11 protein-coding genes are annotated in these 13,688 nt (G+C 44.0%); 6 read left to right on the top strand and 5 right to left on the bottom strand.

All coding sequences use genetic code 11. From position 1 onward, the window contains the following. Positions 1-6: 6 nt before the first annotated feature. The 4 genes from GJS45_RS03565 to GJS45_RS03550 all read right to left on the bottom strand — a co-directional run bounded on the left by GJS45_RS03565 (position 7) and on the right by GJS45_RS03550 (position 6,282). Positions 7-3,954 (bottom strand): PAS domain S-box protein, encoded by a 3,948-nt coding sequence (locus tag GJS45_RS03565; RefSeq protein ID WP_162340093.1) that lies wholly within the window; start codon positions 3,952-3,954, stop codon positions 7-9. A gap of 186 nt (positions 3,955-4,140) precedes the next feature. After that, complete coding sequence (locus GJS45_RS03560; protein ID WP_162340092.1) at positions 4,141-4,383, bottom strand: (2Fe-2S) ferredoxin domain-containing protein; 243 nt, start codon at positions 4,381-4,383, stop codon at positions 4,141-4,143. A 14-nt stretch (positions 4,384-4,397) separates the two neighbouring features. Continuing rightward, entirely contained in the window at positions 4,398-5,648 is a 1,251-nt protein-coding gene (locus GJS45_RS03555; protein ID WP_162340091.1) for a DUF819 family protein, read from the bottom strand. Further along, positions 5,638-6,282, bottom strand: coding sequence for an NUDIX hydrolase (locus GJS45_RS03550; protein WP_162340090.1), 645 nt, complete (start codon positions 6,280-6,282; stop codon positions 5,638-5,640). The genes GJS45_RS03555 and GJS45_RS03550 overlap by 11 nt, the downstream gene beginning before the upstream one ends. A gap of 224 nt (positions 6,283-6,506) precedes the next feature. Here GJS45_RS03550 and aceK point away from each other — a divergent pair, with 224 nt between their 5' ends. Next, positions 6,507-8,234: a bifunctional isocitrate dehydrogenase kinase/phosphatase gene (aceK, locus tag GJS45_RS03545; RefSeq protein ID WP_162340089.1), complete on the top strand. Its 1,728-nt coding sequence runs from the start codon at positions 6,507-6,509 to the stop codon at positions 8,232-8,234. A gap of 5 nt (positions 8,235-8,239) precedes the next feature. Here the strand turns inward: aceK and GJS45_RS03540 are convergent, their stop codons facing one another. Further along, positions 8,240-8,749, bottom strand: a complete 510-nt coding sequence (locus GJS45_RS03540; protein ID WP_162340088.1) for a gamma carbonic anhydrase family protein — start codon at positions 8,747-8,749, stop codon at positions 8,240-8,242. 148 nt (positions 8,750-8,897) lie between these two features. Between GJS45_RS03540 and GJS45_RS03535 the strand changes: the two genes are divergently transcribed. From GJS45_RS03535 to GJS45_RS03515, 5 genes are all read left to right on the top strand, one after another. Further along, complete coding sequence (locus GJS45_RS03535; protein ID WP_162340087.1) at positions 8,898-9,620, top strand: YceI family protein; 723 nt, start codon at positions 8,898-8,900, stop codon at positions 9,618-9,620. An 81-nt stretch (positions 9,621-9,701) separates the two neighbouring features. After that, positions 9,702-10,982, top strand: coding sequence for an anthranilate synthase component I family protein (locus GJS45_RS03530; RefSeq protein ID WP_162340086.1), 1,281 nt, complete (start codon positions 9,702-9,704; stop codon positions 10,980-10,982). After that, positions 10,983-12,332, top strand: coding sequence for an NADP-specific glutamate dehydrogenase (gdhA, locus tag GJS45_RS03525; protein ID WP_162340085.1), 1,350 nt, complete (start codon positions 10,983-10,985; stop codon positions 12,330-12,332). A gap of 8 nt (positions 12,333-12,340) precedes the next feature. Further along, entirely contained in the window at positions 12,341-13,408 is a 1,068-nt protein-coding gene (dinB, locus tag GJS45_RS03520; RefSeq protein ID WP_162340084.1) for a DNA polymerase IV, read from the top strand. A gap of 61 nt (positions 13,409-13,469) precedes the next feature. Continuing rightward, a complete protein-coding gene (locus GJS45_RS03515) occupies positions 13,470-13,670 on the top strand; it encodes a hypothetical protein (RefSeq protein WP_162340083.1) in 201 nt (66 codons plus the stop codon). Positions 13,671-13,688 lie beyond the last annotated feature (18 nt).

The following is a 13,688-nucleotide window of genomic DNA, read 5'->3' as shown; positions in this document are numbered from 1 at the left end:
CCTGGATCAAAGGTATTTGATGATTTTACCATAGAGGTTTTCCGGAGTAAACGGTTTCGATATGTAGTCGTCCATCCCCGAAGCCTCCAACTGGTCCTTTACTTCGATCAGGGAAGATGCCGTTAATGCAATTATCGGGACATTCCTCTTGGAAAGCAGGTCTAGTTTGCGAATAATCTTAGCTACTTCAAACCCATCCATTTCGGGCATTTGCAAATCCAAAAGCACCAGGTCAAAATCCTCTTTGAAAAAATAATCCAGGGCAATTTTTCCATTTGCAGCAAAGCTGATATCTCCCACTCCCCATTTGGAGAGGTATTTTTTCAGAAGCACCTGATTGACTTGATTGTCCTCTGCCACTAAAATTTTCTTTTCTCCCAATTTACCATTTTCATTAATCGTATGGGTTGGCTTCAGTTCCAGCACTTCATCCTGAATTTCGAAATCCACTTCAAACCAAAAGGTAGATCCCTCGCCCAATTTGGATTCCAGGTGAATATCAGTCCCGAAAAGTTTGGTAAGTTTCTTCACGATGGCAAGACCCAGTCCGGTACCTCCATATTTCCTGGTGGTATCTGAACTGGCTTGTGTAAAGGCATCAAAAATGGAATTAACCTTACTTCTGGCGATACCTATTCCGGTGTCTTTTACAGCAAAACGGACGGTCACCCAGTTCTCTTTTTGTCTTACCTGTTCCAAGGTAATTTTTATGTAACCCCTGTCTGTGAATTTAATCGCATTACTCACCAGGTTGTTGAGTATTTGTGCGATACGGACCGGATCACCTATCAGCAATTTAGGAAGCTCAAAATCAGGCTCATAAATGATTTCCAGGGATTTATCCCGTATTTGATACGAATAGGAATGAATGATTCTGTTTATTAGATTTTTGGGCTCAAAGGGTACTTTCTCCAGGATGAGTTTTCCGGAATCAATTTTATTGAAATCCAGGATATCGTTAATTAGGCCCAGAAGATTTTCAGCCGAAAATTGCAGGGTTCGGAGATTCTCCAACTGATCTTCCCTGGGGTTATCCTCCAGGAGCAGGTGGGAAAGCCCAATTACTGCGTTCATGGGGGTTCGGATCTCGTGGCTCATGACAGACAGAAATTGACTTTTTGCATTGAGTGCAGATTCTGCCTTATCCTTGGCCTTGCGAAGTTCTTTTTGAGTTTCTTTGAGCTTGGTAATGTCCCTGGCAATCCCGGTGTAATAGCGGACCTCTCCTTTTTCGTCTTTGATCACCTTTCCGCTGGAACTAAACACCCTGAAATGCCCCTTCTTATGCCGAAGTCTGAATTCAAATTCCGGGTTTTTCTGAAAATAACTTATGGGACTGGCTTCCCCGTCCAAAAAAACCTGTGCGTCTTCGGGATGCAGAAAATCCGTAAAATCCCCACTCGTAAATTCATAGGTTTCGTAGCCCAGAAATTGTTTGATATTGGGAGAAACGTAGCTCAGCTCCATCTGGGCCGTGATAGAAAAAATAATCTCGGTGGACTCCTCCACCAGATTTCGGTATTTAATTTCGCTTTTTTTCAGCTCTTTTTTCGCCTTGTATTCCTCTGAAATATCACGAACGATTCCCAGGTAATATTCCAATTGTTCGCCGTAATAAATCGGTTTGGCAGTCAACTCGTAAAACCGGCTCATGTAGGGGATCACTTTGCTGACGGTATTCCTTTTCTCCAAGGCATCTTTAAACAAAGGTTCTACTTCATCCAGGGTGGTGGTATGGACTTCCTGAATGGATTTACCTTCGAAATAGGCCTTGTCCAACCCCCAATATTTAAAATTCGACCCTTCTGCCACCAGGTATTTCAGGTGTCGATCTATCAGAAAGACATTGGTATGAGGGATATTTGATGCCAGGACCCGGTACCTGTTTTTTATTTTTTCGATTTCCAGACGGTCTTTTTTCCGTTCGGTCACATCATGTAGCAGTCCCTCGTAAAGCAGGACGTTTCCCTGCTGGTCAAAGACCGGTCGTATTTTATCTTCCACCCAGCGGTAAGTCCCATCCGCCGAAAGCAACCGGTATTCCCGGTTATACTGGGTTTTTTCCGGGCGGATCAATTCTTTCTCAAAAACACCCAAATCTTCCGGATGGATGAAATCCAACAAACTGGCAGCTTGTTCGATCAATTGCTCCGCCTGATAACCAAATTGGTTGATGTTTTCGGTGATAAATGAAAGTTTAAAGCCCTGGCTGGGTGCCACCTCAAATAAAATGGCAGGACTATTTTCTACGATTAACTTCGCTTTTTTTGCCATTTCCTCCCGTTGGATTTTGGAGGTAATATTTCGAATCAGAAACGAATAACCAATCTTTTCTATTTCGATATTCTTGATGGGTTTGACCGAAACCTCATAGGGCTGAACATGACCTGAATTATCCAGGATTTGCACTTCTTCCATCCAAATTCCCAGGTCCTCCGCTTTTCGAACCAGGTCCTGAAAAGATTTGGATGGCGGATTGGTAATCTTGAAAAAGTCACTTATTTTACCCTGTCCATTGGGTTGAGGCTCCCCTTCAAATATCGCTGCCTGATTCATATAAATCACTTTCAGGTTCAGATCGGTAACGTAGATGGGTTCATTGACCTGAGCAAGAATTTGAGATTCAAAAAGAAGCTTTCGCTCTACCGTCTTCTTCTCGGTGATGTCATTGCAATAGCCGAACACCTCCAGGTTCCCCTGAGGTGTCAACTGGTTTACCTGAACTCCGTAAGCAATGTATTTTTCCTTACCATTGATCGTGGTGAAAATAAATTCACCCGAAACTGACTTCCTCTGGTTGATGGCTTTCTGAACCATTGATTTCACCCTTTCTTTATCTTTCAGGCGTATCAGGTTCAAAAAATTTCGGATACTGGTGCCATCGGTATCTGGATCCATTTCAAAGATCCGATTGATCCCTTTTGAAAAATAAATTTTACGGTCGGAATTGTTGAACCGCCAGGAGCCGGATTTGGCTAGTATCTCCGTAGAGCTAAGCAGCTTTTCGTTTCTAAAAAGCCTGGATTTGGTAGATCGGTTGATAAACGCTGCCCCGAACACATCTCCCAATTGCTTGAGAATGTACTCATCCCGGTGGTTTTGTACCCAATGCTTTTGCCGGGAAGAACTGCTCAATGTGTAAAGGCCCAACAGCTTATTTTCTGCAAAAATAGGGACGAGTATAAAGGCCCGTATACCAAACCTTTCGGCCATCATTGCCTCAAAAGGATGCATGTCTGGAAACTGCTGTAAATCATTTATGGCACGAAACCCTGAATCCGCCAGTTTTTCCATAAAACTGGCTTGCCCGGAGAAAGAAAGTGATTTTTCTATTTTTTTTGAAGGCTGGGCGGTGTCTTTTTCCCACTCAAATACACATTCCAGCACTTTTATTTCCTGATAAACCAGAAAAAAATTGGCTCGTTCGGCACCCTGAGCGTTGGCAATCATTGACAGGGCCTTGAGGAAAACCTGATCCCATTCGTCATCGGTAGCATTTAAAAACCGCGTCGAAACCCAATTGATCATCCGCTCAAATTCTACCTTGCGGTGGAGCAAGTGCTCTGCATTTTGCGTGGGGTTCGAGGGTTCCCTTTCAACACCATTTTTTGACCCTGCGGTACTTTCCTCCCTGAATCCGGTAAGCATGCAGATTTTCCCCATACCGTCTGCCTGTTTCCCTGTAATTTTTAATTTTAAATGCGGCTTATTTTCTTCCCCCTCAAAAAGATACTCAAACATTACCCCCTTTTCCTGCTCACTTTCGAAAAACGATTGAATTTCTGGGATCAGACCATCAAACCCCGAGAGATAGGCCTTCCAATCAGTTCCGTTCTTCTTATAGGGAGACCAGTCACCTTCGGCTAAAAGAAGTTGATTCCCATTAAAAACCAAAAATAGTTCGCTCCCATTCTTAGAGCGTTGAAATAGATTTTGCTCAAATCCTTTTTCCATTTTAAAAACTGGGTAATTTATTCATAACCGCAGGAAAATCAGTCTGATACGCCACGGGTTTTGCTTCTTGCTATCAACCCCTCAAGATACTAACAAAAATCAATTTCATCACAAATTTATCCTAATAATATAGGCATTACTTAATTTCACTCCTATATAGGGAAATAAATAGGGCAAACCAGGCACCTATTCCAGAACTAATTCTTTCACCAATTGTTCCAAATCGCCCTTTTTAATGAGTTCATTTTTTATAACTGCTACGGGACCCGATTTGCAGCAGTCCATGCATTTCGTCTTCACCAGTTTGAATTTTCCGCGGAAAGCTTTCTCGCTAATGGTGCCTTTTATAGCGTCCGCAAAAGCCTTGGCTCCGTTGGACTTGCAATCCGATCCAGAACAGGCAAAGATAAAGGTTCTTCTTTTCTTCATCGACTATCAATAAATTAGTTCCCAAACGCTAATTGTAGTAGCAGCCCGCAAATATAGGCGCCATAGGTACCCAATGCATAACCCAATACGGCGAGCAATACACCCACCGGAGCAAGGGCAGGGTGAAAAGCGGAGGCTACGATCGGGGCCGAGGCAGCTCCTCCCACATTTGCCTGTGAGCCTATGGCCACATAGAAAAAGGGTGCCCGTATCAGAAATGCCACCAGTAGCATAAAAAAGATGTGGAAAGCCATCCAAATAAGCCCAATAAGAAAGAAAAGTGGATTATCCAACACGGCACGCAAGTCCATTTGTAGACCTATGGTGGCTACCAGAACGTACAACAGGACACTGCCCATCCTTGAAGCCCCCACCCCTTCGAGTTTCCTCCAGCGGGTAAAAGACAGCAGCAAACCTCCGGTAGTTGCCAGGATTACCAACCAGAAAAAGGGGGAATCCAACGAATACTGCTTAAGAGACGGATAATTTTCAGAAATAAAAGCCGCCAAATTTCCTCCAAGAAAATGAGAAATACCGGTCACTGCAAATCCCAATCCCAGAATAGCCATGGTGTCTGAAAGCCGTGGAATTCGGAGGATGCTGTTTTGATAATTTTCAACCTTTTCTTTTAATTGGGTGATGGCGGTCGTGTCCGCTTTCAATAGCCTATCAGGAAGGGCCGGTTTCGCCGCCCAGTAAAGTAGAAAAGCCATCCACAAATTCGCAACAATAACATCTACCGCTATCATTTGGCTAAATAATACCGGGCTGGCACCAAACACTTCCAGCATGGCGGTTTGATTGGCACTGCCTCCGATCCAACTACCAGCGATCGTCGCTAACCCCCTCCAGGTTTCGTCGGCACCCATCCCTCCCAATACCTCTGGAAATAAAGATGATACCAGTACTAAGGAGATCGGCCCACCTAAAATAATTCCAAAAGTTCCCGTCAAAAACATAATCAAGGCTTTTGGCCCCAATTTCAAAATGCTCTTCAAGTCAATACTCAGGGTCAGTAACACCAGGGAGGTGGGTAATAAGTACCTGGAAGCGACAAAATACAAACCGGAATCAGCACCAGAGACCAATCCGAATGTATTGAATAACGCCGGTATAAAGTAGCATAGCAATACCACCGGTACAAATCGATAAATGACTTTGAAAATGGGATGATCACTAGCAGAGGTATAAAAAACCAGCCCCAATACGGCCATTAATAAGCCAAAAACCACGGCATCATCCTGAATCAGCGCACTATCCCCCATTTGATTTATTTTTCCAAATCGTTAAAAATTCACTTAATATCATGGCTGTGGCTCCCCAAACAACCTCCTGGTCTATATCGAAGTAGGGAGCCTGAATCGTTTGACCGGATGGAAGTGGAAAATCTTTCTCCTTTTTATTATTCTCATCTAATAGCCAGTCAAAATCACAGGAAATCAATCGCGCTACCTCTCTGGGGTCGGGTCTGAAGATTGGAGGCTCTGGCGTAAATCCCACAAATGGCCTGACAGAAAAATTACTGGGAGGAATGTACAAATCCGACAAAACTCCCAGAAGCTGTATTTTTTTACGGGAAACGCCTATTTCCTCCTCCGTTTCCCGAAGGGCCGTTTCTTCCAGATTTTTATCGCCCGAATCCATTTTCCCGCCTGGAAAAGCTATTTGACCACTGTGAACACCCTCGTAAACAGCCCTCTTGATAAAAGGTACCCGTATTCCGTTTTCAAACGGACAAATCAACATCAATACGGCCCCTTTTCTGGCCCGTTCCATCCTTCGGCTATCAAAGCGCTCTTCCTCCAACGGTACCGGTGCCATGGCCTGCTGCCCTATTCTGCCGGGCAATGGTTCTTTTAATAGATCCTCCAAAACGCGAACCAGGTATTTCAATTCCATACATGTGTTTCCTTACTTGGTAGCTGAAAAAAGGCCTGAATACCATTCAGGCCTTTTTCACTTATCAAACCTATTAAACCTATTGGGTTTTATTCATGTGAAATGAACAAACTCATCGAAATTTAATGAATAAATCTACAATTCCAAAGGCAATAAATTTTGACAGGTAAAAATAATAACCTATTATCCGGCCTGAAATTCCGTTTTTCTTCCCAGTATATCGCATGACAAAAAACGACCTTTACCAAACGGCCCTGACCATTTTAAATGGGTACGACCAATACATTTCCAACTTTAACCAGGTCACCCGGGAAATACCGGCCAATTTCGTCCATAGGGACTGGAAAGCCCTTCAGGAAAATCATAAAAAAAGACTTCGACTCTATAAAGATCACCTGAAAAACATAGTACCTCTATGCCGGGATCAACTCGGAGAGAGGTTAGCTCATGCGGATTCCTGGAAAGATCTTAAATCCCTATACCTGGAGAAAATAAAAGCCAGAACAGACAAAGAACTGGCAGCTACTTTTTTCAATTCTGTATTCAGGAAAACCTACCCGGGAAACAGCACCCAGGAAGCATTGATGTTTGTGGAGGCCCCCTTTGATGAGTTGCCAGCTAAGATAGACACCAGCCTGTTTTTTAGCTATCCTGCCCGTGATAACATTCAAACTATTTTCCGGAAAATACTCAATGATTTTGATTTTGGTGCCCCCTATTATGATTTAGAAGGGGATATTACGTTTTTGGAGAAGGAGGTCCAACAAGTTATTTTTAGCCGGTACCCAGCCACTTCCGAAACCATTACTCAGGTGTTGCGGGATATTTTCTACCGAAACAAGGCTGCTTACCTGATCGGTAGAACCTTTCTCGGAAAAAAGTGGATGCCCTTCATTATCCCTTTTGTTCATAATGAAAAGGGTGTGTTTGCCGATACCCTTATCTTTGATCCCAATATTATGAGTGGCATTTTTAGTTATACCCGCTCCTATTTTATGGCACCCATTCAAACACCCTCTCAAACCGTCGCCTTTCTTAATTCGGTCATTCAGCACAAACGCCCCTACGAACTGTACAATGCCATCGGCTTCAACAAACATGGCAAAACTTCCTTTTATCGGGATTTTACCAACCATTTACGGCACAGCAAGGACGATTTCGTACTCGCTCAGGGAATAAAAGGAATGGTAATGACCGTCTTCACCCTTCCCTCTTACAATATTGTGTTCAAACTGATCAAGGATCATTTTGACCCGCCAAAAAACATGACCCGCCAACAGGTCCGGGAAAAATACAAATTGGTAGGATTACATGATCGGGTCGGTCGGATGGCCGATACGCATGAGTTCGAAAATTTCAAACTTCCGCTTCATCGCATCCACCCGGAGTTAATGCAGGAATTAAAGAAAACAGTTAACTCTCTTTTGAGAATCGAAGGAGATACATTAATTATCAGGCATTTGTATATCGAAAGACGCCTTACTCCCTTGAATATATTTCTGGAAGACTGTAGCCTGGAACTTGCCCGTGTGGTGGTGAACGATTATGCCAAAGCCATCCTTCAAATGGCTCAAGCGAACATATTCCCTGGTGACATGATGACCAAAAACTTTGGCGTAACCCGCCAAAACCGGGTTATTTTCTACGACTACGATGAAATAGAATTTCTGGTAAAGATGAATTTTAGAGCCAAGCCCAAACCGGAAACTTATGAACAAATTTATTCCTCCACACCTTGGTATGAAATAGGAGAAAATGACGTGTTTCCGGAGGATTTCAAGCGGTTTATGATCGGTAGAAGCGATGTCAGAGACTTTTTTATCGAATCCAATCCACAGCTATTTGATCCTGAATACTGGAAAGAAATACAAACGAAACTCACCAAAGGGGAACTGATCCATGCCTATCCTTATCCGGAAAGCATGCGTTTTCGTTCGGAAGAAAAAGTCTAATCCTATTATTTGTACCAAGACGCGTATTTGGGATAGTTGGAAGCTATTCTGCGAATGGTGGCCTGCATTTCCGCCCCGGTTTCTTTAATTTTCCTGGCAGGAATGCCGGCATAGATGCTGTTTTTCTCCACCACGGTACCTTCCAATACCACTGCTCCGGCAGCGATCACAGCTCCCTCCTGCACCCAGGCCTTGTCCATGATGATTGCCCCCATTCCCACTAATACACGATCCTCAATGGTACATCCATGAACGATGGCATTGTGAGCAATAGAAACATCCGACCCAATGAGAACCGGACATTGTTGGTAGGTACAATGAATGACCGCTCCGTCCTGAATATTGGTTCGGTCTCCCACACGTATGGAATGCACATCTCCCCGCACAACGGCGTTAAACCAAACCGTGCAATCCCTGCCTAGAATCACATCACCGATTAGGGTGGCATTTTCAGCCGTCCAACAACCCTCTCCCAACTGCGGAATTTTGTCCTTGATTTTCTTAATTAATGCCATAGATTCAAAATTTAATTCAGTAAAGCAGGATAATATATTCAAAATAAGAAATTTATTTTCAGATTAACTGAACTTTTTTCTGAAAATTCAGTTTTAGTGTCTATACATTTAAAGGATCTAAACCAATCTAAATTAAACCAGTATTAGTATGAAATCAATAAAACTATCAGGATTTATGTTGGCAGCAGCGCTGTTAACTTTTGCATGTGGAAAAAGCTCGGATACCGTCGAAACCACAGAGGCCCAGGAAGCAGCAGCCGCAACCGGGCAAACGTTGAGCCTTGATGCCGATGCCAGTAACGTTAACTGGAGAGGATACAAGCCAACCGGTCAGCATTTTGGGTTAATCCCAGTCACAGAAGGGCAATTGTCAGTAGAGGGCGATGCCATCACAGGCGGAGAATTTACGTTTAACATCACCGGTCTGGAAATACATGATTTGGAAGAAGGAAGCGAAGATCATGGCAAACTTTGGAACCACCTTCAGTCGGATGATTTTTTCGATGCTGGCAACCATCCTCAGGCCAGTTTTGTAATCACCGAAATTACGCCTTACACGTCTGGTGATGAAATAGAGGACAAGGAACAATTCGAGTCAGAAAACACCCCACAAAGTGCTTCGGAAATTGCTCCTGAGGCTCCAACCCATTGGATTAGTGGAAATTTGACCATGAGAGGGAACACAAAGAATATTAAGTTTCCGGCAAGTGTATCCTTAGACAACGGTACCATTTCAGCCCAGGCTGGATTTAACATCAATCGAACCGACTGGGGCCTGTCTTATGGTGACGAAGCTTCCGCAGTGGATAAAGCAAAAGATCAATTTATTTACAACACCGTTAGTGTAAATTTTGATGTAAAAGCGAATTAATAGCAAATTCTTAGTTTAAGATTGAAAAGAAGGGGACTATTTGTCCCCTTTTTTTATTGTCATTTTGCTAGTTTTGCAACCATGCCTGAAACCGAATCTACGATCCATATTCCCCTGAGCCGAGGCTGGGTTGAACAAATGCTGGTTTGGGGCAGGCAGCAATTCAATTATTTCGGATATTTCCATTCCAATAATATACCTTATCCTCAAGGGGGATTTGACCACGTCTTTTATGCAGGAAATCGGGCGGAGCCCTTGGAGCGCATTGGCAAATTACCTGATAAAAAACCCAAAATCGGTATTATCGGATACGATCAGAAAAATAAGTACGAAAAGCTATCCAGCCATAACACTCCCTGGATTGACTGCCCGGATAGTGTGTTTTTCAGTCCGGAAGTAGTCATTCAACTTGGCGAGGATGTAGTACAGATCACGGCCCGTAGGCCTGCCGAAATTGCCAATTCCATTCAATCGACGAAAGTAAATGGGCAGCGGCCTGAGAAAAAACTAACGATGCAGGTTTCTCATGACCAGCAGGCATATAGCCGTGTCTTTTCTCAAATTCGAGATCAAATTTTGGAAGGCACTATTTACGAACTGAATTTTTGTGTGGATTTTCACGGTTCTTTACCTGCACAGGCACCGGAGAGGATTTTCCTGGAGCTCTGCTCCCAATCGCCCATGCCTTTTAGTGCTTTTTTTAAAGCGAAAGACCTATTCCTTTGCTGCGCTTCTCCCGAAAGGTTTCTCAAGAAAACCGGACAAAACCTATTGTCCCAGCCTATAAAAGGAAGCGTGAAGCGAGGATTGAACCCGGAGGCCGATGCGCAGCTTGTAAAATCATTAGTTGAAAGCGAAAAAGAAAGAGCTGAAAACCTGATGATTGTAGATTTAATGCGAAATGACTTATCCCGGTTGGCAGAAATTGGATCTGTAAACGTAACCGAGTTGTTTGGTATTTATTCTTTTCAGAGCATTACCCAAATGATTTCCAGTGTTAGCTGTCAGTTGAAAAACAAGGTTACCTTTGAGGAAATCATTTCCAAAACCTTTCCTATGGGGAGCATGACGGGTGCTCCAAAAATAAAATGCATGGAATTAATAGAAAGGTACGAGTCCTTTAAAAGATCCTGGTTTTCTGGCACATTGGGGTATATTGACAGCTCTGGTGATTTTGATTTTTGTGTGGTGATCCGAAGTTTGGTGATCGATCAAACCAAAAATTCTTTTTATTTCGGGGTTGGAAGTGCCATTACACTGGATGCCAATGCTACCGATGAATACCAGGAATGCCAGTTAAAGGCTGCTCCCATCCTAAAGACATTAAAAAAATTATATCAATCAAACCCAATTATATCATAAATGGCACCACGAAACCCTATTCTTAAAAGCATTATCGATAAAAACCCCCACGAACCGGAGTTTCACCAAGCTGTGGAAGAAGTGTTTGAAAGCATTCAACCAGTCCTGAAAGTTCATAAAAACTATGTCGATGCCCGATTATTTGAGCGGATTTGCGAACCGGAACGGATCATATCCTTTCGCGTTTGCTGGACGGATGATCAAGGAAAGGTGCAGGTAAATAAAGGATACCGGGTACAAATGAATAGCGCATTGGGGCCTTACAAAGGAGGGCTACGTTTTCACCCCAGCGTGAATCAAAGCATTTTAAAATTTTTGGCTTTTGAGCAAGTGTTTAAAAACGCACTTACCGGCCTTCCTCTGGGGGCCGGAAAAGGGGGCGCCGACTTTGATCCAAAGGGTAAATCAGATGGAGAAGTGATGCGATTTTGCCAGGCCTGGATGATGGAGGCCTACCGGCATATTGGTCATTTTACGGATGTACCTGCCGGGGATATTGGTGTGAGCGAAAGGGAAATCGGCTATCTTTTTGGCGCTTATAAAAAGATTCAAAATGAGTTTCAGGGGGTATTGACCGGCAAGGGTCTGGATTGGGGTGGCTCCTACCTGCGGCCAGAAGCCACCGGATACGGGCTGATTCATTTTGCCCATTTTATGCTGACGGAAGCAGATGACTATTTAGAGGATAAAGTGTGCCTGGTTTCGGGGGCTGGGAATGTTTCTCAGTTTGCCATCGAAAAACTTCTTCAGGAAGGGGCCAAAGTAGTGGCATTTTCGGATTCGTCGGGATTCATTCATGATCCTGAAGGAATGAACGAGGAAAAATTAGCGCATTTAAAGATGCTTAAAAATGGTCAGAGAAAGAGCATTTCGGCATTTGTCGAAACGTATCCTTCTGCCAGTTTCACCTCCAAAGGGGATAAAAACATTTGGTCTATTCCCGCCGATTGTGCCTTCCCTTGTGCGACGCAGAACGAACTTGAAGAAGCCGATGCCAAGACCCTTCAAAAAAACGGACTCATTTTACTGGCAGAGGGTGCCAATATGCCCTGTACTCCCAAGGCTATCAATTACCTGCAGGAATCAAAGGTACTGTACGGTCCTGGAAAGGCATCCAATGCCGGAGGGGTCGCCGTGTCGGGCTTGGAAATGACCCAAAACAGGGTGGGCAGGTACTGGACCAAAAATGATCTGGAGAAAGAACTTCGCACCATCATGAAAGACATTCATGACAAATGCCTGGAAACGATCGCCAAACACGATCTTCAGGAACAGGATTACCTGAATGCGTCCAATATTGGAGCTTTCGAAAAAGTAGCGAAATCGATGAATGCTCAGGGGACCGTCTGACCGCAACCATGGCCGCAAACCGAAAAATCATACACGTAGATATGGATGCGTTTTTCGCCTCGGTAGAGCAATTGGATCGGCCAGAATTTCGTGGTAAACCGCTTGCCGTAGGAGGCAATAAAGAAAGGGGGGTGGTGGCAGCGGCCAGTTATGAAGCTAGAAAATATGGTGTCCGTTCGGCCATGCCCTCCAGGCTGGCGGCAAAAAAATGCCCCAACCTTATTTTTGTGCCACCTAGATTTGAACGCTACAAGGAAATTTCTCGAAATATTCGGAAAATATTTTTTGAATTTACCGATTTGGTCGAACCCCTCTCCCTAGACGAGGCTTTTTTAGATGTAACCCACAACCATTTCGGACTTCCATCAGCTACCCTGATAGCAAAAGCGATCAGGCATCGAATCCATTCGGAGACCGGGCTCACGGCATCCGCAGGAATTTCCTACAATAAATTCCTGGCCAAGGTCGCTTCTGACCTCAACAAACCAAACGGACAGGCCGTAATCCCCCCGGAAAAGGCGGAAGCTTTTTTAGACAAACTTCCGATAGAAAAATTCTTTGGTATCGGAAAAGTGACAGCGGAAAAAATGAAGAACCTCGGCATTCATTGCGGACTGGACCTCAAACAATACTCGCTGGAATTCCTTACCCGAAGGTTTGGTAAATCGGGCCTTCATTATTACGATATAGTCCGGGGAATTCATCCCAGTGAGGTAAAACCGGACCGAATCCGGAAATCGTTAGGTGTAGAAAATACGTTCGAAAAGGACTTGCCAAATCTTTCAGCGGTGATCGCTACCTTAACGGAAAAAATTCTTCCTGAATTTTTTAGGCGGATAAACCAAAACCAAACCAAAGGAAGGACACTTACCCTGAAAATCAAGTACGACGACTTCTCTGTGCATACCCGGAGCCGGACATTTGCAGAATCCATTCCCTTGAATCAAATGGAAGGTCTGGCCGTCGGACTTGCCCGGCAAGAGCCTCTGGCTGGTCCGGTGCGCCTATTGGGTGTCAGTCTTTCCAATTTAAGTCGTCCGGATGATCCGGGGGAGCAACTACGAATTGCTTACTAACCGGATGCCAAATTCGTTCGGCACCAATCTTGCAGTAATCATTGAAAAAAACGACCTGCAAATGAATACTTACCAAAAATACCTTGACTTCGGATTAAAATATGGCGTTCCCCTGTCCATTATCCTGGCGACCCTGTCCATGAAAAAAGCCAAAGGAGTGGGGAATTTGATTGTCTTTGCTTTGGTCACCCCCACTTTACTGGGGTACTTATACAGCCTTAAAAAGGCCAAAGACTCCCTAAACAGGCAACCGGAGTTGTAACGGATTCAGGCTCCTTTT

The organism is Cyclobacterium salsum (genome assembly GCF_010119245.1).
In the GTDB taxonomy this organism is placed as follows: domain Bacteria; phylum Bacteroidota; class Bacteroidia; order Cytophagales; family Cyclobacteriaceae; genus Cyclobacterium; species Cyclobacterium salsum.
The sequence above is the reverse complement of the archived record's forward strand: the minus strand, read 5'-3'. Positions and strand labels throughout refer to the sequence as shown.

Bases quoted from the DNA above. Each gene is read 5' to 3' on its own strand.
- GJS45_RS03540 (WP_162340088.1), bottom strand. From the start codon at position 8,749: ATGGCATTAATTAAGAAAATCAAGGACAAAATTCCGCAGTTGGGAGAG.
- GJS45_RS03515 (WP_162340083.1), top strand. From the start codon at position 13,470: ATGAATACTTACCAAAAATACCTTGACTTCGGATTAAAATATGGCGTT.
- aceK (WP_162340089.1), top strand. From the start codon at position 6,507: ATGACAAAAAACGACCTTTACCAAACGGCCCTGACCATTTTAAATGGG.
- GJS45_RS03530 (WP_162340086.1), top strand. From the start codon at position 9,702: ATGCCTGAAACCGAATCTACGATCCATATTCCCCTGAGCCGAGGCTGG.
- gdhA (WP_162340085.1), top strand. From the start codon at position 10,983: ATGGCACCACGAAACCCTATTCTTAAAAGCATTATCGATAAAAACCCC.
- GJS45_RS03560 (WP_162340092.1), bottom strand. From the start codon at position 4,383: ATGAAGAAAAGAAGAACCTTTATCTTTGCCTGTTCTGGATCGGATTGC.
- GJS45_RS03555 (WP_162340091.1), bottom strand. From the start codon at position 5,648: ATGGGGGATAGTGCGCTGATTCAGGATGATGCCGTGGTTTTTGGCTTA.
- GJS45_RS03565 (WP_162340093.1), bottom strand. From the start codon at position 3,954: ATGGAAAAAGGATTTGAGCAAAATCTATTTCAACGCTCTAAGAATGGG.
- dinB (WP_162340084.1), top strand. From the start codon at position 12,341: ATGGCCGCAAACCGAAAAATCATACACGTAGATATGGATGCGTTTTTC.
- GJS45_RS03550 (WP_162340090.1), bottom strand. From the start codon at position 6,282: ATGGAATTGAAATACCTGGTTCGCGTTTTGGAGGATCTATTAAAAGAA.
- GJS45_RS03535 (WP_162340087.1), top strand. From the start codon at position 8,898: ATGAAATCAATAAAACTATCAGGATTTATGTTGGCAGCAGCGCTGTTA.